Origin of the sequence: Micromonospora sp. NPDC005254, from assembly GCF_042872525.1 — a bacterium.
Classification (GTDB): domain Bacteria; phylum Actinomycetota; class Actinomycetes; order Mycobacteriales; family Micromonosporaceae; genus Micromonospora.
This window is the reverse complement of record NZ_JBIAKM010000004.1, coordinates 448,817-472,564: the sequence shown is the minus strand read 5'-3', so window position 1 is coordinate 472,564 and position 23,748 is coordinate 448,817. Positions and strand designations below refer to the sequence as shown.

21 protein-coding genes, 2 tRNA genes and 1 pseudogene are annotated in these 23,748 nt (G+C 70.8%); 15 read left to right on the top strand and 9 right to left on the bottom strand.

The annotated features are described in order from the left end of the window. Positions 1-95 precede the first annotated feature (95 nt). Entirely contained in the window at positions 96-656 is a 561-nt protein-coding gene (locus tag ACFYPR_RS15435) for a DciA family protein (protein WP_354855010.1), read from the top strand. 11 nt (positions 657-667) lie between these two features. Here the strand turns inward: ACFYPR_RS15435 and ACFYPR_RS15430 are convergent, their stop codons facing one another. Further along, positions 668-895 carry a hypothetical protein gene (locus tag ACFYPR_RS15430; RefSeq protein WP_354854848.1) on the bottom strand — a complete coding sequence of 76 codons (228 nt, stop codon included), beginning with the start codon at positions 893-895 and terminating at the stop codon, positions 668-670. Between the two features lie 90 nt (positions 896-985). On the opposite strand from ACFYPR_RS15430, the gene ACFYPR_RS15425 reads away from it, so the two are divergent. Continuing rightward, positions 986-1,486: a MarR family winged helix-turn-helix transcriptional regulator gene (locus ACFYPR_RS15425; protein WP_387260476.1), complete on the top strand. Its 501-nt coding sequence runs from the start codon at positions 986-988 to the stop codon at positions 1,484-1,486. On the opposite strand, the gene ACFYPR_RS15420 is transcribed toward ACFYPR_RS15425, so the two are convergent. Continuing rightward, positions 1,471-2,025, bottom strand: a complete 555-nt coding sequence (locus ACFYPR_RS15420) for a hypothetical protein (RefSeq protein WP_387260474.1) — start codon at positions 2,023-2,025, stop codon at positions 1,471-1,473. The genes ACFYPR_RS15425 and ACFYPR_RS15420 overlap by 16 nt on opposite strands. Before the next feature lie 522 nt (positions 2,026-2,547). Between ACFYPR_RS15420 and gyrB the strand changes: the two genes are divergently transcribed. From gyrB to ACFYPR_RS15390, 6 genes are all read left to right on the top strand, one after another. Beyond that, entirely contained in the window at positions 2,548-4,494 is a 1,947-nt protein-coding gene (gyrB, locus tag ACFYPR_RS15415; protein ID WP_354854851.1) for a DNA topoisomerase (ATP-hydrolyzing) subunit B, read from the top strand. Between the two features lie 131 nt (positions 4,495-4,625). After that, positions 4,626-8,408, top strand: a complete 3,783-nt coding sequence (gene gyrA / locus ACFYPR_RS15410; RefSeq protein WP_387180821.1) for an intein-containing DNA gyrase subunit A — start codon at positions 4,626-4,628, stop codon at positions 8,406-8,408. Between the two features lie 4 nt (positions 8,409-8,412). Then, a complete protein-coding gene (locus ACFYPR_RS15405) occupies positions 8,413-9,318 on the top strand; it encodes a DUF3566 domain-containing protein (protein WP_354854853.1) in 906 nt (301 codons plus the stop codon). A gap of 152 nt (positions 9,319-9,470) precedes the next feature. Then, positions 9,471-9,544 (top strand) — tRNA-Ile (locus tag ACFYPR_RS15400). A gap of 42 nt (positions 9,545-9,586) precedes the next feature. Next, complete coding sequence (locus ACFYPR_RS15395; protein ID WP_007453934.1) at positions 9,587-9,715, top strand: DLW-39 family protein; 129 nt, start codon at positions 9,587-9,589, stop codon at positions 9,713-9,715. Between the two features lie 42 nt (positions 9,716-9,757). Then, positions 9,758-9,833: transfer RNA gene (locus ACFYPR_RS15390), tRNA-Ala, on the top strand. A gap of 192 nt (positions 9,834-10,025) precedes the next feature. Here the strand turns inward: ACFYPR_RS15390 and ACFYPR_RS15385 are convergent. Beyond that, positions 10,026-10,754 carry an LPXTG cell wall anchor domain-containing protein gene (locus tag ACFYPR_RS15385; RefSeq protein WP_354854855.1) on the bottom strand — a complete coding sequence of 243 codons (729 nt, stop codon included), beginning with the start codon at positions 10,752-10,754 and terminating at the stop codon, positions 10,026-10,028. A gap of 141 nt (positions 10,755-10,895) precedes the next feature. On the opposite strand from ACFYPR_RS15385, the gene ACFYPR_RS15380 reads away from it, so the two are divergent. Beyond that, positions 10,896-11,204 carry a hypothetical protein gene (locus ACFYPR_RS15380; protein ID WP_354854856.1) on the top strand — a complete coding sequence of 103 codons (309 nt, stop codon included), beginning with the start codon at positions 10,896-10,898 and terminating at the stop codon, positions 11,202-11,204. 9 nt (positions 11,205-11,213) lie between these two features. On the opposite strand, the gene ACFYPR_RS15375 is transcribed toward ACFYPR_RS15380, so the two are convergent. The 3 genes and pseudogenes from ACFYPR_RS15375 to ACFYPR_RS15365 form a co-directional block, all read right to left on the bottom strand. Then, positions 11,214-11,672 (bottom strand): hypothetical protein, encoded by a 459-nt coding sequence (locus ACFYPR_RS15375; protein ID WP_387180826.1) that lies wholly within the window; start codon positions 11,670-11,672, stop codon positions 11,214-11,216. Between the two features lie 9 nt (positions 11,673-11,681). Further along, positions 11,682-12,347 (bottom strand): MBL fold metallo-hydrolase, encoded by a 666-nt coding sequence (locus ACFYPR_RS15370; RefSeq protein WP_387260472.1) that lies wholly within the window; start codon positions 12,345-12,347, stop codon positions 11,682-11,684. A 49-nt stretch (positions 12,348-12,396) separates the two neighbouring features. Beyond that, positions 12,397-12,786 (bottom strand): annotated as a pseudogene (locus ACFYPR_RS15365) (cation transporting ATPase C-terminal domain-containing protein); the annotation flags it as partial. Positions 12,787-12,893: 107 nt separating this feature from the next. Between ACFYPR_RS15365 and ACFYPR_RS15360 the strand changes: the two are divergent. After that, a complete protein-coding gene (locus tag ACFYPR_RS15360) occupies positions 12,894-13,712 on the top strand; it encodes an alpha/beta fold hydrolase (RefSeq protein WP_387260471.1) in 819 nt (272 codons plus the stop codon). Positions 13,713-13,747: 35 nt separating this feature from the next. Here ACFYPR_RS15360 and ACFYPR_RS15355 read toward each other — a convergent pair whose 3' ends face one another. Together ACFYPR_RS15355 and ACFYPR_RS15350 are read right to left on the bottom strand one after the other, a co-directional pair. Next, complete coding sequence (locus tag ACFYPR_RS15355; protein ID WP_355133923.1) at positions 13,748-14,179, bottom strand: NUDIX domain-containing protein; 432 nt, start codon at positions 14,177-14,179, stop codon at positions 13,748-13,750. 132 nt (positions 14,180-14,311) lie between these two features. Continuing rightward, complete coding sequence (locus ACFYPR_RS15350) at positions 14,312-14,932, bottom strand: CGNR zinc finger domain-containing protein (protein WP_387260468.1); 621 nt, start codon at positions 14,930-14,932, stop codon at positions 14,312-14,314. A 127-nt stretch (positions 14,933-15,059) separates the two neighbouring features. Between ACFYPR_RS15350 and ACFYPR_RS15345 the strand changes: the two genes are divergently transcribed. Continuing rightward, entirely contained in the window at positions 15,060-16,250 is a 1,191-nt protein-coding gene (locus tag ACFYPR_RS15345) for an MFS transporter (RefSeq protein WP_387260465.1), read from the top strand. Further along, positions 16,226-16,579: a hypothetical protein gene (locus tag ACFYPR_RS15340; RefSeq protein WP_387260463.1), complete on the top strand. Its 354-nt coding sequence runs from the start codon at positions 16,226-16,228 to the stop codon at positions 16,577-16,579. Before ACFYPR_RS15345 ends, ACFYPR_RS15340 begins: the two co-directional genes overlap by 25 nt. Here ACFYPR_RS15340 and ACFYPR_RS15335 read toward each other — a convergent pair. Beyond that, a complete protein-coding gene (locus ACFYPR_RS15335; RefSeq protein WP_387260460.1) occupies positions 16,561-21,057 on the bottom strand; it encodes an HAD-IC family P-type ATPase in 4,497 nt (1,498 codons plus the stop codon). The two genes, ACFYPR_RS15340 and ACFYPR_RS15335, sit on opposite strands and share 19 nt — an antisense overlap. Positions 21,058-21,272: 215 nt before the next feature. Here ACFYPR_RS15335 and ACFYPR_RS15330 point away from each other — a divergent pair, with 215 nt between their 5' ends. The 3 genes from ACFYPR_RS15330 to ACFYPR_RS15320 are packed head-to-tail and all read left to right on the top strand — an operon-like array spanning position 21,273 to position 23,687. Further along, positions 21,273-21,533, top strand: a complete 261-nt coding sequence (locus tag ACFYPR_RS15330) for a hypothetical protein (protein WP_363935658.1) — start codon at positions 21,273-21,275, stop codon at positions 21,531-21,533. 58 nt (positions 21,534-21,591) lie between these two features. Beyond that, positions 21,592-22,989: an MFS transporter gene (locus ACFYPR_RS15325; protein WP_387260457.1), complete on the top strand. Its 1,398-nt coding sequence runs from the start codon at positions 21,592-21,594 to the stop codon at positions 22,987-22,989. 44 nt (positions 22,990-23,033) lie between these two features. Beyond that, positions 23,034-23,687 carry a GAP family protein gene (locus ACFYPR_RS15320; RefSeq protein ID WP_387260454.1) on the top strand — a complete coding sequence of 218 codons (654 nt, stop codon included), beginning with the start codon at positions 23,034-23,036 and terminating at the stop codon, positions 23,685-23,687. Positions 23,688-23,748 lie beyond the last annotated feature (61 nt).

Below are 23,748 nucleotides of genomic sequence, written 5' to 3'. Positions count from 1 at the left end.
CCAACCGCACCGGCAGCGGCCGGCAGGCCGGTGAGGCCGCGAACGCGCGTACCGCACGGTCGGGAGCGACCGGAGACGGCGCCGGCGGTCCGGTCGTGGCCGGAAGCGGCGCGGCCGGTGTCGACGGCGGCGGGCCGGCGGACGGTGCGACCGGGCCGGAGCTGGCCCGGGCGGTGCTCGACGCGGCGCTGTCCCGCCGGCAGGCGGCGGCGCGCACCCGGCGTACCCCCGGGAGCGGCGCGGACGGCGCCAGCGGCTCGGGACGGCGGCTGCGTGGCTACTCGGGCCCCGGCCCCGACCCGCGCGACCCGCAACCCCTCAGCGCCGTGCTGAACCGGTTGGTCAAGGCGCGCGGCTGGCAGCAGCCCGCCGCCGAGGCCACCGTGTTCGGCGCCTGGGAGCGGGTGGTCGGCGCCGAGGTCGCCCAGCACAGCCGGCCGGTCAAGCTGGAGAACGGCGAACTGACCGTGGAGGCGCGCTCGACGGCCTGGGCGACCCAGCTGCGGCTGCTCGCCGGCTCGCTGCTCAAGCAGATCGCCCAGGAGGTCGGTCACAACGTGGTGCGCAAGCTGCACATCCACGGCCCGGCCGCGCCGTCCTGGCAGAAGGGGCCGCGCCGGGTGCGCGGTCGGGGGCCGCGCGACACGTACGGCTGAGCCCGGCCCTCTCAGCGCCGCCGGTCGGCTTCGCGGGCCGCCCGCTTGCGCTCGCGCTGCTCCTGGGTGTAGCGCTTGCGCTCGGCCAGGTCGCGTTTCCACGCCTCGCGGGCCTCGGCCGAGCCACCCTGCACGGCGCCCGCGACCCCGTCGGCCGGGCCGGCGAGGTTCCGGAACGTCCACCGCATCAGGCGACCACCCTCGCCCGGCGTCCTGTTCGCCGTGCCGTCCTCGCTCATCCGCAGTCCCTCCACGCGATCAGTTGCCACACCAATGATTGGCACACCAACGATAGCTACGATAGTCAGCATGCAGTCAGCGAGCAACCGATGAGCGGGCAGCCGGAGGGCGTCGATCCGTTGGCGCTGGAGCAACAGGTCTGCTTCGCCCTGTCGGTCGCCGCACGCAGCGTGGTGGCCGTCTACCGGCCGCTGCTGGAACCGATGGGGCTGACCCACCCGCAGTACCTGGTGATGCTGGCGCTGTGGCAGCACGCGCCGCTGTCCGGCCGCGACCTCAGCCGCCTGCTGCAGCTCGACCCGGGCACCCTGTCGCCCCTGCTCAAGCGGCTCGAAGCAGCCGGCTACCTGCGCCGGGAACGCGACGCCGCCGACGAGCGCAGCCTCGCCGTCACCCTCACCGCCACCGGTGCCGCGCTGCGCGCCCAGGCCGAGCGGATCCCGGCCGCGATCGTGCAACGCCTCGGGCTGCCCGTCGAGGACCTGCAGCACCTGCACGCGGTGCTCACGCAGGTGATCGCGGCGGCCAACCGGCCCGGCGGCGACCCGGCCGCCCCGCAGAGCGGGACGGCCGCTCAGGCGTCGGCGTAGACGGCGAAGCCGCGCTCGGCGCAGCGTCGGTAGAACGCCGCCAGCACGCCCAGCTCCGCACAGGTGAAGTTCCACTGCGGCGGATCACCGCGCTCGTCGCGCAGCGCGTCGAGTCGGGTCTCCAGCCAGCGCAGCTGCTGCTCGGCCAACCGGCCGTCGCCGAGCAGCGCCCGCAGCACCGTGCTCACCGAGTCGAAGGTGATTGTCTCGCCGTACTCCCGGTGGCCGGCCACGAACCGCTCGATGCCGCCGGCGATCCAGGCGCAGCCGTCCGGGTCGATCACCGGATCCTCGTCCTCGGCGGCGGCGTCTGTGGCATACAACACACCTTCGAGGCCGAGCAGGAGATCCACCAGCTCGGTGTACGCGGTCGCCCGGACGGTGCCGGTCTTCGCGATCAGCTCGGCCAGCGCCGCCGTCGGCGCGGAGATCCGTGGCAGGTCGACGATCTCGCCGAAGTCGACGAACTCGGCCGGCGCCACCGGATCGTAGAAGCGGCCGGTCCGCGGCCAGTGCACCGCGACGTTGTCCAGCCCCATCTGTCACCTCTTAGAGAGCACGTGTCGGGTCGATCGGGTCGATCGTCCCGGTTCCGGCCGGTAAAGATCAAGGCCGCTTCCGGGGCGCCGCAAACGTACGGCACGGACGGTCCGGCCGCGACCCCCGACCCGCCCGAGCGCGGGTCAACCCGTCCGGGGGCGGCGCGTCCGATCAAAGCCTGGCGTGTGGGGGGAGTCGAGGGTAATGGGGTTCTGCCGGCTACGGACATCTCAGCCGCCTCGTTGAGGGTGCCGAGTGGTGGTTCTGTCCTCCGCGCACAGTAGGATTGACAGTGAGACGAAGACCCGGTGCGGGGCGAGGGACGGGGCCGGTGGCCCCAGCATCATTCTCCACTCCGGGTTGAGCCGATCGCGATCCGCGGGCAACCGCGGCGACCGGCGCGTTCGACCCGCTGTCCGGAGGTCTCGGGCACCGGTCCACGCGTCGACGTCGCGTCCTGTCCGCCGAACCCGCGCCCGACGCGCCCTCCCGGCGCCGACGACGCGAGAAAGTGGCCGAGGGTGGCAGCGCAGGACAAGCAGGAGTACGGCGCAGAGTCGATCACCGTTCTCGAGGGGCTGGAGGCGGTTCGCAAGCGGCCCGGTATGTACATCGGGTCCACCGGCGAACGCGGTCTGCATCACCTCGTCTGGGAGGTCGTCGACAACGCGGTCGACGAGGCGCTGGCCGGATACTGCGACACCATCGACGTGGTGCTGCTCGCCGACGGCGGCGTCCGGGTTACCGACAACGGCCGAGGCTTCCCCGTCGACCTGCACCCGAAGCTGAAGAAGCCGGGTGTCGAGGTCGCGCTGACCATCCTGCACGCCGGCGGCAAGTTCGACGGCAAGGCGTACGCGGTCTCCGGCGGTCTGCACGGCGTCGGCGTCTCCGTCGTGAACGCACTCTCCACGCGGATGTTCGTCGAGATCCACAAGTCCGGCTCCGTGTGGCGGCAGCACTACACCAACTCCAAGCCGAGCCCGCTGGAGAAGGGCGAGGCCACCGACCGCACCGGCTCGGCGGTCTCCTTCTGGCCGGACCCCGACGTCTTCGAGACGGTCGACTTCGACTTCCAGACCATCTACCGGCGCCTACAGGAGATGGCCTTCCTCAACCGTGCCCTGCGCATCCACCTGCTCGACGAGCGGGTGGCCGAGGAGGAGGACGGCCGGCAGCGCGAGGTCACCTTCTTCTACGAGGGCGGCATCGCCGACTTCGTCCGGCACCTCAACGCCTCCAAGAACCCGATCCACAAGACGGTGGTCGAGTTCGAGGCCGAGGAGGAGGGCATGTCGGTTGAGATCGCCATGCAGTGGAACGAGTCGTACGGCGAGTCGGTCTACACCTTCGCCAACACGATCAACACCCACGAGGGCGGCACTCACGAGGAGGGCTTCCGGTCCGCGCTGACCAGCGTGGTGAACCGGTACGGCACCGACAAGAAGCTGCTCAAGGGCGACGAGAAGCTCTCCGGCGAGGACATCCGGGAAGGGCTCGCGGCGATCATCTCGGTCAAGCTGGCCAACCCGCAGTTCGAGGGCCAGACCAAGACCAAGCTCGGCAACACCCCGGTGAAGAGCTTCGTGCAGCGGGTCTGCAACGACCGGCTGGTCGACTGGTTCGACCGCAACCCGGCCGAAGCCAAGATGATCATCACGAAGGCGTCCCAGGCGGCCCGTGCCCGGATCGCCGCGCAGCAGGCGCGCAAGCTGGCCCGGCGTAAGTCGCTGCTGGAGTCCGGCTCGATGCCGGGCAAGCTGGCCGACTGCCAGTCCACCGACCCGCGCGAGTCCGAGGTGTTCATCGTCGAGGGCGACTCGGCCGGTGGTTCGGCCAAGCAGGGTCGGGACCCGCGCACGCAGGCGATCCTGCCGATCCGCGGCAAGATCCTCAACGTGGAGAAGGCCCGGATCGACCGGGTCCTGAAGAACAACGAGGTCCAGGCGCTGATCACCGCGCTGGGCACCGGCATCCACGACGACTTCGACATGGAGAAGCTGCGCTACCACAAGGTGGTGCTGATGGCCGACGCGGACGTCGACGGCCAGCACATCCAGACGCTGCTGCTCACCCTGCTGTTCCGCTTCATGCGTCCGCTGGTCGAGCTGGGTCACGTCTACCTGGCCGCTCCGCCGCTCTACAAGATCAAGTGGAACAAGAAGGGCGACGACGCGCAGTACGCCTACTCCGACCGCGAGCGGGACGGGCTCATCGCGCTGCGCCAGCAGAAGAAGCCGAACGCCAAGCCGGACGACATCCAGCGCTTCAAGGGCCTCGGCGAGATGAACTATCCCGAGCTGTGGGAAACCACGATGAACCCGGCGACGCGTACCCTGCGTCAGGTCACGCTCGACGACGCCGCAACCGCGGACGAGTTGTTCAGCGTCCTGATGGGTGAGGACGTCGAGGCGCGCCGGTCGTTCATCCAGCGCAACGCCAAGGACGTGCGGTTCCTGGATATCTGACGGACCTCGGCGGGCCGGTCGGGCAACCACCCGGCCGGTTCGCCGGTCCACAGAGTTATCCACAGCTTGGTCGGTATCCACAGCCGTTATCCACAGCACGAAAACGACTCTGAGTCTGATAAGGGTATACAGTGACCGATTCCCCCGAGTCCACACCGAACGAGCCCGAGGTTCCCGCCGAGGCACTCGCCGCCGTGGTCGCGCACGACCGGATCGAGCCGGTCGGCCTCGAGGTGGAGATGCAGCGCTCCTACCTCGACTACGCGATGAGCGTGATCGTCGGGCGCGCGCTGCCGGACGTCCGGGACGGGCTCAAGCCGGTCCACCGCAAGATCCTCTACGCGATGTTCGACTCCGGCTACCGGCCGGACCGCGGCTACGTGAAGTGCTCCCGGGTCGTCGGCGACGTGATGGGTCAGTTCCACCCGCACGGCGACTCGGCGATCTACGACGCGCTGGTCCGGATGGCGCAGCCCTGGTCGCTGCGCTACCCACTGGTCGACGGCAACGGCAACTTCGGCTCGCCGGGTAATGATCCGGCTGCGGCGATGCGTTACTGTATTTCGGGAAATGTCCGTATTCGTACTGCCGATGGTAGCGTGCGGATCGCGGACATGGTGGCGGACGCCGCGCCGTCCAGCGAGACCGACATCGACCTGAAGGTCCGCGACCGCAACGGCGACCTGGTCCGCGCCTCGAAGTTCTTCCACTCCGGCGAGCACCCCACCCTGCGGCTGCGGACCCGCGAGGGGTACGAGCTGACTGGCACGCACAACCACCCGGTGCTCTGCCTGGTGGACGTCGCCGGCGTGCCGACCCTGCTGTGGAAGCTGCTCGCCGAGATCGCCCCCGGCGACCGGGTCGTCCTCCAGCGCAGCGTGCCGGACGAGATCGGCTACCCGATGCTGGAGCACGTCGAGGCTGCTGTCCTCGCCGGTGCTTTCGTCAGCGAGGGCTGGGTCTCCCCGAACCGGGCCGGGTTCAACAACGTCGACCGGGAGTTCTTCGTCCGGGTTCTCGCGGCCTACGACCTTGCGGTGGGCGGTCCGCGTTACGCCAGCGAGCGGGTCATCGCCTCCGGCAGCACTCTGCACGAACTCGACGTGCAGGACCTCAGCGCGCTGCGGACGAGCCTTCTCGGCGACCTTGTGGGCGCTCGTAGCGCCGCGAAGTTCGTTCCCGAGTTCGTCTGGCAGGGGCCGGCCGCGGTCAAGCGGGCGTTCCTCCAGGCGCTGTTCGAGGGTGACGGCTCGTCGTCGCTGCTGCCGCGCAACACCATGCAGATCTCGTACTCGACCCGCAGCGAGCGCCTGGCGGCCGAGGTCCAGCAGTTGCTGCTGGAGTTCGGTGTGATCAGCCGGCAGACCCGCTACGACAATGGCGAGATCAAGGTCGTGGTGACCAACCGTCGCGACGCCCGAATCTTCGCCGCGCACGTCGGGTTCCTCGGTCGGAAGCAGGCCAAGTTGGAGGCCGAGCTGGCCCAGGTGCCGGCGAGCAGCACGGCGCTCTCCAGCGACCACGTGCCGTTGGTCGCCGACTTCATCCGTGAGCACGGCGCGCAGCGCTGGACGGAGCGGGACTGGCTGCGCCGGCACAACGTGGACCGGGTCGAGCGGTGGGAACGCGACCGCGACGAGATCGCGGCCCGGATCACCAACTCCGAGGTGCTCGACGTGGTCGAGCCGTTGGTCGACGGGCGGTTCTACTACGCCGAGGTGGCGCAGATCACGGACGCCGGCGTGCAGCCGGTCTACAGCGTCCGGGTGGACACCGACGACCACTCGTTCGTCTCGGACGGGTTCGTCAGCCACAACACCGAGTGCAAGCTCGACCCCCTCGCGATGGAGATGCTGCGGGACATCGACGAGGACACTGTCGACCTGCAGGACAACTACGACGGCCGGGCCAAGGAGCCCACGATCCTGCCGTCGCGGATCCCCAACCTGCTGGTGAACGGCTCCGAGGGCATCGCGGTCGGCATGGCCACCAAGATCCCGCCGCACAACCTGCGGGAGATCGGCGCGGCGGTGCAGTGGTGCCTGGAGCACCCTGAGGAGGACGAGGAGACCACCCTCGAAGCCCTGCTCGGCATCGTCAAGGGCCCGGACTTCCCGACCCACGGCCTGATCGTCGGCACTACCGCCATCCAGGACGCGTATCGCACGGGTCGTGGTTCGATCCGGATGCGGGCCGTGGTGGAGGTCGAGGAGGACAAGCGGGGTCGGCCCTGCCTGGTCGTCAGCGAGCTGCCCTACCAGGTCAACCCGGACAACCTGGCCGAGCGGATCGCTGAGCTGATCAAGGAGGGCAAGCTCGCCGGCATCGCCGACATCCGCGACGAGTCCTCCGGGCGTACGGGCATGCGGATCGTGCTGGTGCTCAAGCGCGACGCGGTCGCCAAGGTGGTGCTGAACAACCTCTACAAGCACACCCAGCTCCAGGAGACCTTCGGCGCCAACATGCTGGCGCTGGTCGACGGGGTGCCGCGCACGCTCAACCTGGCCCAGTTCATCCGCTACTACGTCGAGCACCAGATCGACGTGATCCGCCGGCGGACCGCGTTCCGGCTGCGCAAGGCCGAGGAGCGGGCGCACATCCTGCGCGGTCTGGGCAAGGCGCTGGACGCGCTGGACGAGGTGATCGCCCTGATCCGGCGCTCGCCGACCGTGGACGACGCCCGGCAGGGCCTGATCCGGCTGCTGGAGATCGACGAGATCCAGGCGACCGCGATCCTGGACATGCAGCTGCGCCGCCTCGCCGCCCTGGAGCGGCAGCGGATCGTCGACGACCTGGCCAAGCTCGAAATCGAGATCGCCGACCTCAAGGACATCCTCGCCAAGCCGGAGCGGCAGCGCCGGATCGTCTCGGAGGAGCTGGGCGAGATCGTCGCCAAGTGGGGCGACGAGCGGCGTACGCAGATCATTCCGTTCGACGGCGAGGTCTCGATGGAGGACCTCATCGCCCGGGAGGACGTGGTCGTCACGATCACCCGGACGGGGTACGCCAAGCGGACCAAGGTCGATCTGTACCGCTCGCAGCGGCGCGGCGGCAAGGGCGTCAGTGGCGCCACGCTGCGGCAGGACGACATAGTGAGCCACTTCTTCGTATGCTCGACGCACGACTGGATCCTGTTCTTCACGAACAAGGGTCGGGTGTACCGGGCCAAGGCGTACGAGTTGCCGGAGGCCAGTAGGGTAGCCAAGGGCCAACACGTGGCCAATCTGCTCGCCTTCCTACCCGACGAGCAGATCGCGCAGATCATCGAAATCCCGAACTACCAGGTAGCCCCCTATCTGGTACTGGCCACGAAGAACGGCCTGGTGAAGAAGACGCGGCTCGAGGAGTTCGACTCCAACCGTTCCGGCGGAATCATCGCGATCAACCTGCGCGATGAGGACGAGCTGGTCGGTGCTGCGCTGGTGGCGCCGGAGAACGACCTGCTGCTGGTCTCCAAGAAGGCGCAGGCGATCCGGTTCAACGCCTCCGACGAGGCGCTGCGGCCGATGGGCCGGGCCACCTCGGGCGTGATCGGCATGCGCTTCACGGACGACGACGTCCTGCTCGCCATGGAGGTCGTTCGGGACGGTTTGGACGTCCTGGTGGCCACGAACGGGGGATACGCGAAACGTACCCCGATCGAGGAATACCCGGTGCAGGGCCGGGGAGGTAAGGGCGTGCTGACTGCGAAGATCACCGAACGGCGCGGTGGTCTGGTCGGTGCCGTGGTGATCGACCCAGACGACGAGTTGTTCGCGATCACCAGCAACGGTGGTGTCATCCGGACTCCGGTGAAGCCTGTACGCCGTACGCGTGACCGGAACACAATGGGGGTCAAGCTGATGGACCTCCCGGACGGCGTGACTATCGTGGCGATTGCTCGCAATGCCGACGAGCCTGACGAACAGGACTAGTTGAATGACGGAGACACAGGCGAAGTCGGGGAACACGGGGACCTCGGCCAACCCGGTCGACGAGGAGGCCGCCAAGGGCGGCACACCAGCGACCGGCCGCGCGGCCGTGGGCCGGGCCACGGTTCCCGCCGACGCGCCTGCCCCGAAATTCACCCGGGCTCCCGGCATGACACCTCCGCCGGAGCAGCCCGGCGAGGACGGGGGATCGGGCGACGCCAAGGCCGAGACGTCGGCTGTCGAGGCACCGACGTCCGCCGGGGTGGCCCCCGCGGCGGCCGCCCCGACTCCGGCTCGGCCGACGACCACCCAGCCGATCAACACCCGGCCCGGTCAGGCGACATCGACCGGGGCCACCGGCACCCAGCCGCGGATCACGCCGGGCATGACCCAGCCCGACTCGGGGCGTACGGCCGCTGGCGGTCGCCCCGCGAGCGGTGGTGGCCTGCCGCCGGGGATCGGCAACGCGTCGGCCGTCGGGGCCGCTCGCGTGGGTGAGGCGGTACGCGCCGCGCGTACCTCGGTCAGCTCGGCGGCGTCCCGCGGACCGCGCCGGGCCCGGCTGAACCTCAAGCGGATCGACCCCTGGTCCGTGATGAAGTTCGCGTTCGCCGTCTCGGTGGTGCTGTTCATCGTCGTGGTGGTCGCCACGTCGGTGCTCTACCTGGCGCTGGACGCGATGGGCGTGTTCCAGAGCGTCAACGACAGCCTCAGCGACCTGGTCAACGCGGGCGGTGGGCAGAGCACCAACGGGTTCCAGATCACCGCCAAGGGCGTGATCCTCAGCTCGGCGCTGATCGGCCTGGTCAACGTGGTGCTGTTCACCGCGCTGGCCACGCTGGGAGCATTCGTCTACAACGTCTGCGCCGACCTGGTCGGCGGGATCGAGCTGACGCTCGCCGAGCGGGACTGAGTGTGACCGGGGCGCCGGGGCACCGCGGAATGCGGTCGCTCCGGCGCCCCGTACTCGGTTAGGTTTTGCAGGCGGCGACGGCCCGGCTCGCAGGTTCGGACCCCGATTTGGGGCCGGCAGAGCGGATGGGTTAATCTTGCTCGTCGCAACGCGGGGCTATAGCTCAGTCGGTTAGAGCGCAGAGCTGATAACTCTGAGGTCGATGGTTCGATTCCATCTAGCCCCACCGCACATCGTCCGACGCTAGTCGAGCGCGAGGGGTCGCCCCATGTTCAAGAAGCTGCTGATCCTGGCCGGCGTCGTCGGCGTGGCTGCCGTCGTCTTCAACAAGGTCAAGGCCGCCAACGACGAGCGTGCCCTGTGGCACGAGGCGACCACCGCGCCCGACCTGCGCTGACGTCCGGCCGGCGGCGAGCGACGCACCGCCGCCGCCGCTCACGGGGCCCTAGCTCAACTGGCAGAGCACTGCCTTTGCAAGGCAGGGGTTAGGGGTTCGAGTCCCCTGGGCTCCACCATCACTTCCCCCTCGGCCCCGCGCCCCGCATGAGCGGCATGACACGCCGAGCGTCGAGCTGCTGCGCTGTCAACGATCTGAGCCGGCGACTCCCGCGTCACCGCGGAACGGACTCCTGACCAACCAGCATGACGTCGTTGAACGCCAACGCGCCCGGCCCGACGAAGTGTCGGACCGGGCGCGTCAGATCGAGCTACGCCACGAAGCGGGAGCGGCGTCGCCGTGCGAGCACGAAGCTCGCGCCACCGACGAGCAGGAGCGCACCGCCGATGCCGGCCACGGTCGCGGTGTCGGCACCGGTCAGCGGCAGTCCGCCGCCCTCGCCGCCGGCAGCGACCGGGCTCGTGGAGGTGGCCGCGGTCGGAGTGACGGTCGTCGTGGCGCTCGGAGTCGGAGTGGGCTGCGACGAGGCCGTCGTCGTCGGCGTCGGGGTGGGCTGCGACGCGCAGTCGAGCGCACGCGCGGCGTACAGGCCCTCGTTCAGGTAAGCCAGGTAGCCATCGGTGGTCGCGTCGTCGAGCGTCGTCTGCGCGGCCTTCTTCACCTTGGGGCCGGCGCCGGTCAACGTCTGGTCCACCTTGACCCGCAGATTCACCGACCAGACGGTCTGCACGTCCTTCTTGAGGAATGCGCGGAGATCGTCCGAGCTGCCATCGAGTTTCTTCTGAATGACGTCAGGCAGGGTGGGCAGGGACTCGGTGTTCGCGGCGTACAGGATCTGGGCCGTCAGCACCCGGAGCTGGGTGGTGGTGGCGGTGTCCAGGTCGATGGTGAAGAGCTCGCGGATGTCCTTGTACGTCTTGCGCTCGACCGTCTGGCAGGTTTCGTTGAGCCCGGGCGACCCGGTCTGCGCCACCGCCGGTGCCGCCGGAACCATAAAGGCCAGCGCTATTGCCACGCCGGCCGGGATCTTCCATCGCATGTGGATCTTCCTCCCCGTTGTAGATCAAAGACTGGGGATATTACCGTCGTCTGGGGATTGGCGAGGCCCCGGAAGGCTCGCTCACTGACCGCTTCGGCAATTGCCTGTCGGGTCGGGCAGCGCACTTGTCATGATCCGTGGATGGATGAGCAACCAACCTCCGTCACCGTGCACATCTACTGTCGGGTCGAGGTGGTCGTCACCGACCCCGCAGCGGTCACCGGTCACGCGATCGCCGACCTGCGTGCGGCCGACATCGACTGGTCCGAAGAGGCGGACGATCTCGAGACGGCCGTCGAGGAACTACGGTCGGACCTCGCCACCTCCCTGGCGGCTGTGGTGGACATCAGCCAGCTCGGTGACGGCATACCGGGCGTGGAGTTTCGCGGTGGTCTGTGTTGGGCCGAACAGGGGCCGGCCCGGGACCCGTTCCGTGCCGAAGAGCGGTGACGGAGGGCGTCAGAAGCGGGAGCGCCGCCGGCGGTCCAAGCGCTGAAAGCGCGGACCGGCCCAGAGCCAGAAGAGCGACGCCGTCAACCCAGTGGCCCCCATGGCGACGATCACGCCTCGGGGCAGCTCGGTGTTGACCGGCATCGGCATGCAGCTGGCCGGGGTGTAGTCGACTGTCAGTCGCTGGTACAGCGGGGGTAGCCGCCGCTCGGGGAACGACCGCTCGTAGATGCCGCAGGTGGTCGGCCCGTCGGCCGTGTCGACGCGTACCAGCACGTAGGGGCCTTGGGCGGTCTGGGCCGGTTCCACCGCGACCACCGTCGCCGGCATCAGCACGCCGGCCGGTGGGGGCGGCTCGCGGTCGTCGGTGACACCGATCAGTACCAGCAGGCTGCACGGCACCAGCAGCGCCAGCGGTAGGGCCGGCCAGGCCTTCGGACGAGTTCCATTGGCCAAGAACGACGGCATGGCGTCAGGCTAGTCAGCGAGATCAATGAGGGTGCCCGGCCCACTGCCAATCCCACCCGCTCGCCGGATCCGCCGTTCAGGAGGGCGGGGCGAGCGACGCGGTCTCGCCGCGCGCGAGGGTGCGTACCTGCTTGACCCAGCCCCGGCGGCGGGCCTCGTCGACGAAGTGCGCCAGCGGGGAGCGGAAGACAGCCGGAACTCGCGCCGCCCGCCGCGTTCCACGTCGATCATCGTGCCCATCACGTCAGGCAGCAGCCGGTCCAGCGCGCCGGGGCCGTGCTTGCCGGGCATCGAGGTCAGCCGCAGGGTCGTACCGTCGCGGTGCAGCTCTCGTGACGACCAGGTCGGCAGGCCCTCGGCGGCGTGGAAGCCCCAGCGGCGCAGCTTGCGTTCGGCGGCGGGCGTGGTGACGATGGGCAGCTCCCGGTCCAGCTCCCGGCGGGCCACCCGGTCGAAGTGGTCGCCGTGCAGGTGGGACAGGACCACGGCGTCCAGGTGGGGAAGCTGGGAGATCCGCAGCGCAGGGTCCGTGCGTCGGCGCGACCACAGACCCTTTCCGAGGTACGCCCGCTGACCGCGGTGCAGGAAGTTCGGATCGGTCAGCAGGGTGAACCCGCCGATCCGCAGCACTGTCGTCGCGGTGCCGATGAACGTCACCTGTGGATGCTCGGCCATCGTGCCCACCTCCCCCGGCTCCGGTACCCCAGCCGGTCCCGCTCAAGCGTCAGCCGTCCGTGGCCGTCCCCTCGGTCCCGGGAGTGGGCTGCGCGAGGTCGGGTCGTGCCGACGGAAGGTGCTCCACCAGTTTGGTGAGCGCGCCGTTGGCGAAGGTGGCACCGAGCGCCGATCCGGCGCCGATGGTCCAGCCCACCGGGCCGAGCGGCGTGCAGCCGAAGAACTGACTCAGCCCCGGCGTCTGCACCACCACGACCAGCACTCCCAGCGACGCCGCCGTGGACGCCAGCACTGCCGGGCTGGTGCCGCCGGCCAGGATGGTCTGGCCGAGCTGGGTGCCGACCAGGGAGATGAGGGCGACGGCTCCGGCCCGCTGCCGGCGGCCGGTGTACCGGGCCAACGTCCAGTCGGCGGTCGCGAGTGCAGCCATCCGTACAGCCAAGCGGTCACGCTGTCTTCTCGCCCAGCACACTCGTGCCAGCCACGCTTGACCGCAGGTTCCCATCCCTGGAGTCTGTGCCGGTGGGCGAGACCGGGGAGTGCGCGGTGACGGTCGACGACGGCGCGCGTCTCTGGACACTGAGTTCCGGACCCGCCGGTGGATCGCCCGTTGTCCTCTGCCATGGAGGGCCCGGGCTCTGGGACTACCTCGGCCCGATTTCAGCCATGTTGGATCCGGCCCATCATGTCCATCGGTACGACCAGCGAGGCTGCGGCCGCTCGACCGGACCGCATGACTACAGGCTCGACCGGGCACTCGCCGACCTCGATGCCCTACGTCGACACTGGGGTTATGACCGATGGACGGTCTTTGGCCACTCGTGGGGAGCCACTCTCGTCCTCGCATACGCCTGGACATATCCCGAACACGTGCAGGCGGTGATCTACTGCGGCGGGGTTGGGCCGGGGACGGCGTGGCGGGCGCCGTACCACGCAGAAGTCGCCAACCGCCTCACCGCCGGACAGCAGGAACGCCGTGATGAGCTGGAGCGCCGGAAGCGGAGCTGGGAGGAGGAAGTCGAGTTCCGCATGCTGTGCTGGCTACCGGACTATGCCGACCCGTCGAGGGCCGAGGTGTGGGCGAGGGCCGCTGCGTCGGCCCCCTTTGAGATCAACTGGCAGGCCAACCGAGCACTTGCGTCCGGCCTGCCCGACGCGACCACGCTCGCCGCGAAGGTGACCGCTCCGACTCTGATAATCCATGGTGAGCAAGACCCACGACCACTGGCCAACACCCGAAGACTCCTCGACATCCTCCCCGGTGCCACGCTCGCCACCATCCCCGAGGCGGGACATTTCCCGTGGCTCGAGGACCCCACAGCCGTCTCGACCCGACTGAATGCCTTCCTGTCGGCGCACGGATAGTGATCTTCGACCTTCAAACTGGCGCCCCAAGACCGTCAATCAAAGAGCCTGCCGAGCAGGGCAGACTGGCCGGCGGCGAGGACGTGTCCTTGCGCCAGAGGCAGCCAGTACAGCTCGAAGCGGATCGGCTTGTCGGTGCCATCGGCGTGTTCCTCAACGATCCACCGCTTCGGAACCTCGGCGTCCTCGACGGATAGCTGAAAGAAATGCCGCACATGAACCGCATCGACGTACGGACGCATGTCCCACTCTGCTGCCCCCAGGTACCGCTCGATGCGTAGTCCGTGCAGGCCGGTTTCCTCAGATGCCTCGCGCAGCACAGCCTGTTCAGGTAGCTCGCCATAACGAACGGTGCCCGCAGGAACCTGGAGGCCGGATTGATCGAACTGTCCGTCGTCGGCATGGACGAATACCAGCAGCCGATCCTCGCGGACGATGTAGGCCACAACCTTCTGCGGTCGCTTCACTGGCAGAACCGTTCCCATGATCGCGCTCAAGCGGCGGCTGCGGCGATCGCCTCCGCCACGCACTCGTAGTCCTTTGCCTCCTGGCACCTCAACAGGCAATGTCCATGCGGATCGGCGTGGTGGGCTGGGCGCTCACCGCGTTGCACGTGTGCGGCGCGCGGCGACGTAGCGGCGCATCTTCTCCGCGGTTCCGCAGTCGTCCATGCTGCACCAGCGGCGACTGCGGTTCTTGCTCTCGTCGATGAAGATGAAGCGACAGCCTCCGCATCCTTTGATTCGGTCCAGCGCCCCCGCGGTGAGCAGTTGGACCGCCGCGTGCACAACGGGCCGTAGCGGCCGGGCAAGCGTCCGGTCCTCCCGCCAGGCCCACACGAACGTGCTCCCACGCTCAAGTTGTGCGTGGCCGAGCGCGTCTGCTTCGTCGTCCCGCAACTGGGCCAGCGCACGCGCGCTCGGACTCTTTCCGGCGGCCAGCGGTCGGAACACCTCGTCGAGGTTGTCGCGGGTTCGCAGCGTTCGCGCGAAGGCGGCGCGAGCGCCGTCTGGATCGTTGCGAGACAGCCGGTGCAACGCTGCCGTCTCGGTGTCGGTGAGGGCGCCCGCGTACGCGCCCCAGGCGACCAGCTCGGGATAGCCGGTGAGCACGTCGTCGTCCGAGGGTCCGCCGGGTGGACCGGTGCGGGTGTTGATGAAGTCCAGGGCGAGACTGCCGCCCACCAGGTGCATCCGCTTGACGCCCTCAACTGTTTCCATCAAAGCCCACTTTACCAGTTGACCCCGTGCTGGGGTACGCCCAGCCTGTTGCCGGCATAGGTCGTTTAGCCGGTAACGATGGGAGCGTTGGATGGGCCACAGGCGGGCAGTGGGAGCACTGATCGGCTTGTCCGGGGGGACGTTCCTCTACACCACCGCCGAGGCGCTGCCGATCGGGCTGCTGATCCCGATGGTCGCGGACCTGGCCGTCACACCGTCGCAAGTGGGCATGCTCGTCACCGCGTACGGCGCGGTGGTCGTCGTCGCCTCGATCCCGTTGACGGTGCTGGCCAGGAAGGTCCCTCGCCGGCGACTACTGTCTGCGCTGCTGGCCGGCTTCGTCGTCAGCACTGCGGCCACCGTGTTCGCGAGCACGTTCCCGCTGCTGCTGGCGGCCAGGATGGTAACTGCGGCGACCCATGCCTTGTTCTGGGCGGTAGTGGTCCCGACCGCGGCCGGGCTGTTCCGACCCGGACTACGCGGGCGGGTGGTCGCGATCGTGTTCGCCGGAGGCAACGTCGCTCTGCTCCTGGGGGTGCCTGCGGGCACCTGGCTGGGCGAACGGGCCGGCTGGCGGATGTCGTTCCTGGCGGTGGCCGGCCTCGGCGCGATTGTGCTCGTCGCGGTGGCCACGCTGCTGCCCTCGACGCCGCCCGACCAGGGACATGCCGCCCGGGGTGCGACGCCCGACGTCTACCGCTTCTGGCTACTGGTCGCGGTGGCCGTCCTCACGACCGCCGGGGCCATCGCCGCCTACACCTATGTCGCCCTCTTCGTCACCGAGGTCAGCGGGTTCTCCGCCACGTCGGTCGGGGCCATCCTGCTGGCGCGCGGTGTCGCCAGCGTGCTTGGGATCCTCGCTGTCGGAGCGGTGGTGGACCGCAGCCCGTGGCTCGCGCTGGTCGTGACCGTCGCGCTGCAGTCGGTGGCACTGCTCGGGCTGTACGCGCTCGGCCACCGGCCGTCGGCTGCCGTCAGCCTGCTTGCTCTGGCCGGACTGGCGTTCGCGGCGTTCACCGCAGCGCTCGGTGGCGTGGTGCTGCAGGTGGCGCCCGGGCGCTCCGACCTCGCCGCCGCCACCGTCTCCGCCGCTGTCAACGTCGGCATCACCGGTGGCGCCCTGGTCGCCGGACTCGCGCTACCGAGCCACGGCGTGCACAGCACGGTGCTGATCGGAGCCCTGCTCGGCGTCGTCGCTCTGGTGATGGTCACCGGTGCCTTCACCTGGCGGCTCATGGTCCCAGCCGGCGACGGCGGGCCACGGACGAGATCCAGACTTGTGATGATCACTGGATGTTCGAACAACCAACGCCGGTAACCATGCACCTGTACTGCCGGGTTGAGGTGATCGTCACCGATCCCGCGACGGTCACCGCTCGCGCGGTGGCCGACCTGGCCGACATCGACTGGTCCACAGAGGAGGACGACCTCGAGACGGCAGCCGAGGAGCTGCGGACGGATCTTCCCGATTCATTGGCGAGTGTGGTGGACATCGGCCGGCTCGTCGAGCACATCCCGGGGGTGGAGTTTCGCGGTGGTCTTTGCTGGGCGGAACAGGGACCGGCCCGCGACCCTTGCGCCAGGAGAGCTAGCCGCAGGTTGGCGGCTTGGCCGTGTCCCGTCGAGCGTTATGACTCTGAGGTATGAATATGACTCTGAGGTATAGCGCTCTCGGATGCAGGTGACGCCGCAGCGCCGGCGAGGTCGGGTCGGGCCGGCGGCAGGTGTTCCACCAACTTGGTGAGCGCGCCGTTGGCGAAGGTGGCACCGAGCGCCGATCCGGCGCCGATGGTCCAGCCCACCGGGCCGAGCGGCGTGCAGCCGAAGAACTGGCTCACCCCCGGCGTCTGCACCACCACGACCAGCACTCCCAGCGACGCCGCCGTGGACGCCAGCACGGCCGGGCTGGTGCCGCCGGCCAGGATGGTCTGGCCGAGCTGGGTGCCGACGAGCGAGACGAGGGCGACCGTTCCGGCCCGCCGCTGGCGGCCGGTGTACCGGGCCAACGTCCAGCCGACGGTCGCGCCCAGCGTGGTGGACGCCGCACGGAGCCCGATCTCCCTGCTGAGGGTCTCACCGAGCGACGTGTCGGGGCCCTCCCGGAGCAGACCGTCGGTGCGGTCCGAGGCGGGTGGGCGGACCGCGATGGCCAGCGCCGGCGCCAGGTCGGTGAGCAGGTTGACCAGCAGCAGTTGCCGCCCGGTGAGGGCGGAACGGCCGGTCACCGCGGCGGTGAGCACGCTGAACGCGATCTCGCCGAGGTTGCCGCCGACGAGGATGCTCAGCGCGTGGCGGACCGACGACCACATCGCGCGACCCTCGACCAGGGTGGCGATGATGGTCTCCAACCGGTCGTCGGTGACCACCAGGTCGGCGGCGGCGCGGGCCGCCGGCGTGCCGCGTTGGCCGAGGGCGATGCCGACGTCGGCCAGCCGGATCGCCGGGGCGTCGTTGGCGCCGTCGCCGGTCATCGCCACGGTCCGCCCGCACTTCTGCAACGCCTGGATGATGCGCACCTTGTGCGCCGGGGTGCAGCGGGCCACCACGTCGGTGTTGGCCAGCCGCTCGGCGAGCGCGTCGTCGTCCAACTGGTCGAGTTCGGTGGCGGTGACCACCCGCTGCTCGTTGTGCTCGCTGATGGTGGCGGCGATCGCCTCGGCGGTGGCCGGGTGGTCGCCGGTGATCATGATGGTGTGCACCCCGGCCTGCCGGATCCGGCGTACCGCCGGGGCTGCGCTCTCCCGGACCCCGTCCGCGAGGGCCAGGAACCCCACGAAGGTCAGACCTCGGACGTCGGCGTCGGTGATGTGCGCGGCGTCCACCTCGCACTCCGCGACGGCCAGGATCCGGTGCCCCGCCCCGGCCCGGTCGGCCAGCAGACGGTGCAGTTCCGCGCGGCCGGCGTCGTCCAGCGGCTCCTGCCGGCCGTCGGCACGCCGCGTCGCGCAGCGTGGCAACACCGTCTCCGGGGCGCCCTTGACGCTCAGCAGCAGGCGGCCCTCGGTCTCGCCGATGCTCGCGTGGTAGCCGCGGGACGGTTCGAACGGCAGCCCGCCGGCCGCCCGCCAGCCGGCGGCGCCGGTCTGCTCCACCACCTGAGCCGTGGCGGCGCCCCGCCAGACCGCCCGGTCGGTCTGCAACGCCAACTCCTCCGGCTTGGCCGCGGCGGGGGTGGCCCGCAGCGCCGTGGCGAGGGTCAGTCGGAGTCGGTCGTCGAGCCGGTCCACCGCGGCGTACCGGTCGCCGACGCCGTCGCCGACCCCGGCGAGCAGCAACTGGCCCTCGGTGAGGGTGCCGGTCTTGTCGAAGCAGAGCACGTCCACCCGGCCCAACGCCTCGATCGTGCGGGGGTTGCGGACCAACGCGCCGTGCTCGGCCAGCCGCCGGGCGGCGGCCAGCTGCGCGGCACTGACCAGGAACGGCAGCCCCTCCGGCACCGACGCGACGGCGAGGTTCGCGGCGGTCGCCGCCGTTTCGGCCAGCGGTACGCCCCGGAGCAGCCCCGCCCCGGCCACGGCGATCGCCGAACCCGCGGCCAACGGAATGGCGGCGCTGGTCAACGAGCCGAGCCGGGCCTCCACCCCGCTGGTCGGGGGTGCCTGCCGGACCAGCGCCAGGCTGCGTCCGGACTCGGTGTCGACGCCGGTCGCCACCACCACGGCGGTTCCTTGGCCGGCGGCGACGGTGGTGCCCTCGTACAGCATCGAGTGCCGGTCGGCGATGGCCGCGGCGACGACCGCCCGGTTGCTCTTGGCGACCGGCAGCGACTCGCCGGTCAGCGACGACTCGTCCGCCTCCAGCCCCACCGATTCGAGCACCCGGCAGTCGGCCGGCACCGAGTCTCCCGATTCGAGGGTGATGACGTCTCCGCGGACGAGGTCCTCGGCCGCGACGATTCGCTCGACGCCGTCCCGGCGGACCCGGGCCGTCACCGCCGAACGCGACAGCAGCTCCGCCAGCGACCGTTCGGTGTTGCGTTCGTGCACCGCCCCGATCAGGGCCGACCCACCGATGACGCTGCCCACCAGCGCGGCGTCGACAAGCGAGCCGAACGACGCGGAGAGCACCGCCCCGGCGGCCAGTACGGGGGTGAGCGGGTTGGACAGCTCGTCCAGGAACGCCCGCAGCAGGCCACCACCGGCGGGTGTGTCGCCGCCGCCCGCCCCCTGGCCGTCGTGTCGGCGCTGCGCCTCCGCGCTGGCCAGCCCGTCCGGCGTGGTGCCCAGCTGGTCGAGCACGGTCCGGACCGGCATCAGGTGCCAGGCGGTCGCCACCGGCACCGGCGTGTCCGACCGGTCGGGCAACCGGCTGGCCCGCCAGACCCCGTTCGCGAAGGCCAGGCCGGCCGCGCCGTTGACCGCGACGAGCGACTTGTGGGGCAGCTGGGTCGGTGGGGCGGTGAACGCGCCCAGCGCCCCGAGGCCGGTGCCCGCCATGGCGAGCCGGATGTTCTGCCGCGTCATCCGCCGGGCCGCCCCGGTCGCCTCGATGACCAGGGCCACCACTCGCAGGTCGGTGCCGACCAGCAGGTGCGCTCCCCACGGCGGCAGCTCGTCCGGAGCGGACATCCCGAGGCCGCAGTCGGACGCGCCGAGCGCCGCCCGGTCCCCGGAGACCAGCATCACGACCGCCCCGTCGCGCTGCAACGCACGTACCGTGTCGGCCAAATGGTCCCCGCCGGGCAGCAGCGCGTCGGCGAAGCCGTACCGCTGCTCGTCGCCGCCGGCCACGATCAGCTTCAGGCCGGCGTGGCGGGCAGCGGCCGGCAGGCTGTCGACACCCGGCGCGGGTTCGGGTTCGACCCGCAGCAGCGCCGTGAGCCGACCCGAGTGGGTGAGCCCGAGCAGTTGCCCGCCGGCCGCGCGCAGCCGCTCGCCGTCCGGCACGTCGCCGGGATCGCCCGCCGGGAACTGGTCCAGGGGTGCCAGCCGCCAGCCGTCCAGCTCCGGTGAACCGGTCGGGTCGCTCGGGTCGAACAGCGCGAACGCCCGCTCCGCCACCTCGTCGACGTCCACCTCGGCCGCCGGAGCCAGGTCGGCGAGTACGCCCCGCTCCGATCCGAGCACCGCCGCGTCCAGCACCAGCGTGTCGATCCGGTCCAGCTCGCGCAGCACGCCACGGTCCATCGCGATCACCCCGCGCCGGGCGAGGATCCGGCCGAGCTGTGCCGCGTACCCCTCTCGCCCACTGCCCGGCGCCTTGGGCAGCGCGGACAGGCCCAGCGCGGCGGCTCGCTTGCGCCCGGCGATCGGTGTCGCCGCCGCGGCGGCAGCCACGCCGGCGGTCAACATACGGTTGATGTAGTGCTCGACCGGGCCGTCCGGTTTCGGGCGGGGACGGTCGACCGCGGGCCACCGCGCGGTGGCGCGCTCGGGGTCGCCGGTCAGCCGCGGCTCGGCCTTCTCCCACGCGGCGAGTTGGGCCCGCGCCTCCCCCCACTGCACCATCCGTTGGGCGCCGTCGAGCACTATCCCCGTCCACCGGCCGGTCAGACCCTGCACCACCGCCTCGGCCAGCGGAAAGATGACGTCGGCGCGCGGGTCGGAGCGCAGCCGCCTGCCGACGAAGGCGTGCAGCTTCGGTTGCAGGTCCGCAGCGGCCAGCAGGCCGGCGACCTCGCCGGGCAGCGGCGCGAACGGCAGGAGCCGGGTGGCCGCCGTGATGGTCAGGCCCAGTGCGTCCGAGGCGAGGGCGCCCAGGGTGCGCGGCGTACGCGGCCCCTCCTCCGGCGGATGCGGGGGCGGGATCTCCGGATCCGGTTCGTGGTCGCAGGTTCCCTCGATCCGCCCGATCGTGGCGATGAGGTCCCGCAGCCGCGGCTCGGGCGCCTGCACGGCCACCACCACCCGGCCGGACGGGGCGTTCACCCGGGCCCAGGCCACCCCGGGCAACCGCTCCAGCGCGGCCTCCACCTGCCGGGCCAACCGGTCGCCACCGTCCTGGCAGACGCCGTGCACCTCGATGTGGTGCCGGCCGGGGCGCGACCAGACCCGACGCCGGGTCAGCCCGACCGTCCGGGCCAGCCGGGTCGCCGCCGACCCGACGGTCCGGGACGCCTCCCCGACCAGGTGCGGCACGCCGATGGACGGCAGGAGGCGGCCGGCGGCGCGACCCGCCGCCGTCATCGAGGCGTACGGCCGGACGGACGCCGACCCGACTCCCCGTTGTCGCTTGTGCCGTCGGTCATCTCGCCCTCCCACCGCCTCACGTCCGGCGGCCTGGCTTCCCGACCTGGCGTCCGTTATGCCCCTCGGACCACCGGAACTTTGCGGGGCTGGCCGCGCATGGACGGGGTGGACGGTGGAATCCGACGACCATCACCGGACACGGGGAGGCCGGAATGAGCACGCTGACACGACACCTCAACGGTTCACACGAGAACGTTCGGATGTACAGCCGACGGGTGGAGCTGCCGATGGTGGGCGAGGTGGCGGTGCCACCACCGGACAAGATCGCCTACTACGCCGGGCTCGGTGTGCTGGCCGCGTTGCAGGTGATCGAATGGCCGCTCGCCCTGGTGATCACCGCCGGGCATCTCCTGGCGGACCAGCACTTCTCGGGACTGGTACGCGGCGTCGGGGAGGCGCTCCAGGACGCCTGACGAGAGCCGGGTCACCCCCGGTTGACATGAATCCGGGTTGAGGTCGCAGGCTCGGTGCATGTCGAGCCGAAACGCCACCCCCGTTCCGGTCCCCGCCGGGTTGTTCGCACCCCGGCTGCGGGCGATGACGGTGGGCAGCGTCGCGCTGGTGTCGCTGCTGGCGTTCGAGGCGTTGGCGGTCGGCACGGCCATGCCGACCGTCGCGCGCAGCCTGGACGGGCTGGCGCTGTACGGCATCGCGTTCGGTGGCCCGTTCGCCGCCGGTGTGCTGGCCATGGTCGTTTCCGGGATCTGGTGTGACGCACGGGGGCCCCGAGGACCGATGTGGCACGGCGTCGGCTGGTTCGTGGTCGGGCTGCTGATCGCCGGGACCGCGCCGACGATGACCGCGTTGGTGGTCGGACGGGTCGTGCAGGGGTTCGGCTCGGGGTTGCTCTCGGTGGCGCTCTACGTGATCGTCGGGCAGGCGTACCCCGAGGAGTTGCATCGGCGCATCTTCGCCGCGTTCGCTGCGGCGTGGGTCGTACCGTCGCTGGTCGGGCCGGCGCTGGCCGGCCTGATTGTCGAGTACCTGGGCTGGCGGTGGGTCTTTCTCGTGGTGCCGGCGGTGGCCGTCCCGGCGGTGCTGCTGATCCATCCGGGCCTGCGGTCGCTCGACGGGACCGTGCCGAGCCGGCCGCCGGCCGGCGCGATGGCCCGCATCGGCTGGGCCTGTGGGGCGGGCGTGAGCGCCGCACTGCTGCACATCGGGGGACAGCAGCGCGGCGTCACGGCCCTGGCGGTGATCGCGCTCGCCCTGGCCGGCCTGCTGGTCTGCGCTCCGCGCCTGCTGCCGCCGGGGTTCCTCCGGGCGGCCCGCGGGCTGCCCACCGTGGTCGGTCTGCGCGGTCTGGCGTCGGCGGCGTTCGTCGGCGCGGAGGTGGTCATCCCGCTGATGCTCTCCCGGGAGCGAGGGCTGTCGCCGACAGCCGCCGGGCTTGTACTCACGGTGGGCGCGTTGGCCTGGTCGGTGGGCTCCTGGGTGCAGGGCCGTTTTCCCGTGCCGGCCTCCCGGGCCAGCTTCCCCCGCGTCGGGTTGTGCTGCATCACGGCCGGCACCGCGACGGTGGCGTTGGCCGTCCGACCCGAGCTGCCGGTGGCCGTCGCCGTGCTGGGCTGGGCGGTGGCGGGGCTCGGTATGGGACTGCTGTACCCGTCGTTGTCGGTGCTCACCCTGGAGCTGTCCGCGCCCGGCGAGCAGGGGCGCAACAGCTCGTCGCTACAACTGGGCGACTCGCTCTTCGCGGCGATTGTGCTGGCGCTCACCGGTGCCGTACTGGCTGCCGGGAGTGCGCCCGGCCCCGCGAGCTACGTGGTGACCCTGGCGGTGGCGGCCGGTCTGGCACTGGTCGGCGCGCTGCTGGCCGGCCGGGTGGTGATGGACGCAGACCACACGGCCGGGCGGGTGATCGGCTGAGGATTCGACGTGTCCGCACCGGGCGGGCGCGAGGATGGCAGGCGATGAACCTCCTGACCGTCCTGCCGCTGGCCGTGGTGATGGTCGCCGGGACGCAACTGGTCGTGGCGGTCTTCCTCGCCTCGTCCGACCGGCCCCGGGCCGCGTCGCTGGGCTTCCTCGCCGGCGCCGGCCTGGTGGTCGCCGTCGGGGTGACCGTGAGCTGGTTGTTGACCCGGTTGCTGGGCGGGTTGGCGACCGACGCCAGCGCGGCCGCCAGCAGGATCGATCGCGGTCCGGTCATCGACCTGGTGGTGCTCGCGCTGCTGGTGTGCCTGGCCCTGGTGGTCTGGCTGCGCCGCAACCGGTCCGGGCCGCCGCGCTGGTTGGGCAGCGTGAGCCACGCCGATCCGCGCTGGGCCGCACGGATGGGCGCCCTGCTCTTCGCGGTGACACCCACCGACGACCTCACCATGGCGACGGTCGGCGCGACAGTGGCCCGACACAACCTCCCCTGGTGGCACCTGGTGCCGTTCGTGCTGCTCACCGTGCTCCTGCTCGCGGTGCCGCTGCTGGCGTTGGTGCTGCTCGGGCAGAAGGCGGCGCGGGTGCTGGCCCGGATGCGGGAGTGGGCCGAGGGGCACTCCTGGATCGTCAACGAGATCGTGATCGCGTTCTTCGCGCTCCTGACCGTGTTGGACCTGATCCATTCGGGGTGAGGCAGCCGGTCACGTGTCCGGTCGCGGTGTCGTCATCAGCCCGACGGCGCGGTACGTGCGA

Coding starts and splice junctions, on each gene's coding strand:
- ACFYPR_RS15430 (WP_354854848.1), bottom strand. CDS start 895: ATGAGCGAGGACGGCACGGCGAACAGGACGCCGGGCGAGGGTGGTCGC.
- ACFYPR_RS15425 (WP_387260476.1), top strand. CDS start 986: ATGAGCGGGCAGCCGGAGGGCGTCGATCCGTTGGCGCTGGAGCAACAG.
- ACFYPR_RS15420 (WP_387260474.1), bottom strand. CDS start 2,025: ATGGGGCTGGACAACGTCGCGGTGCACTGGCCGCGGACCGGCCGCTTC.
- ACFYPR_RS15405 (WP_354854853.1), top strand. CDS start 8,413: ATGACGGAGACACAGGCGAAGTCGGGGAACACGGGGACCTCGGCCAAC.
- ACFYPR_RS15395 (WP_007453934.1), top strand. CDS start 9,587: ATGTTCAAGAAGCTGCTGATCCTGGCCGGCGTCGTCGGCGTGGCTGCC.
- ACFYPR_RS15385 (WP_354854855.1), bottom strand. CDS start 10,754: ATGCGATGGAAGATCCCGGCCGGCGTGGCAATAGCGCTGGCCTTTATG.
- ACFYPR_RS15380 (WP_354854856.1), top strand. CDS start 10,896: ATGGATGAGCAACCAACCTCCGTCACCGTGCACATCTACTGTCGGGTC.
- ACFYPR_RS15375 (WP_387180826.1), bottom strand. CDS start 11,672: ATGCCGTCGTTCTTGGCCAATGGAACTCGTCCGAAGGCCTGGCCGGCC.
- ACFYPR_RS15370 (WP_387260472.1), bottom strand. CDS start 12,347: ATGGCCGAGCATCCACAGGTGACGTTCATCGGCACCGCGACGACAGTG.
- ACFYPR_RS15350 (WP_387260468.1), bottom strand. CDS start 14,932: ATGGAAACAGTTGAGGGCGTCAAGCGGATGCACCTGGTGGGCGGCAGT.
- ACFYPR_RS15340 (WP_387260463.1), top strand. CDS start 16,226: ATGTTCGAACAACCAACGCCGGTAACCATGCACCTGTACTGCCGGGTT.
- ACFYPR_RS15335 (WP_387260460.1), bottom strand. CDS start 21,057: ATGACGGCGGCGGGTCGCGCCGCCGGCCGCCTCCTGCCGTCCATCGGC.
- ACFYPR_RS15330 (WP_363935658.1), top strand. CDS start 21,273: ATGAGCACGCTGACACGACACCTCAACGGTTCACACGAGAACGTTCGG.
- ACFYPR_RS15325 (WP_387260457.1), top strand. CDS start 21,592: ATGTCGAGCCGAAACGCCACCCCCGTTCCGGTCCCCGCCGGGTTGTTC.
- ACFYPR_RS15320 (WP_387260454.1), top strand. CDS start 23,034: ATGAACCTCCTGACCGTCCTGCCGCTGGCCGTGGTGATGGTCGCCGGG.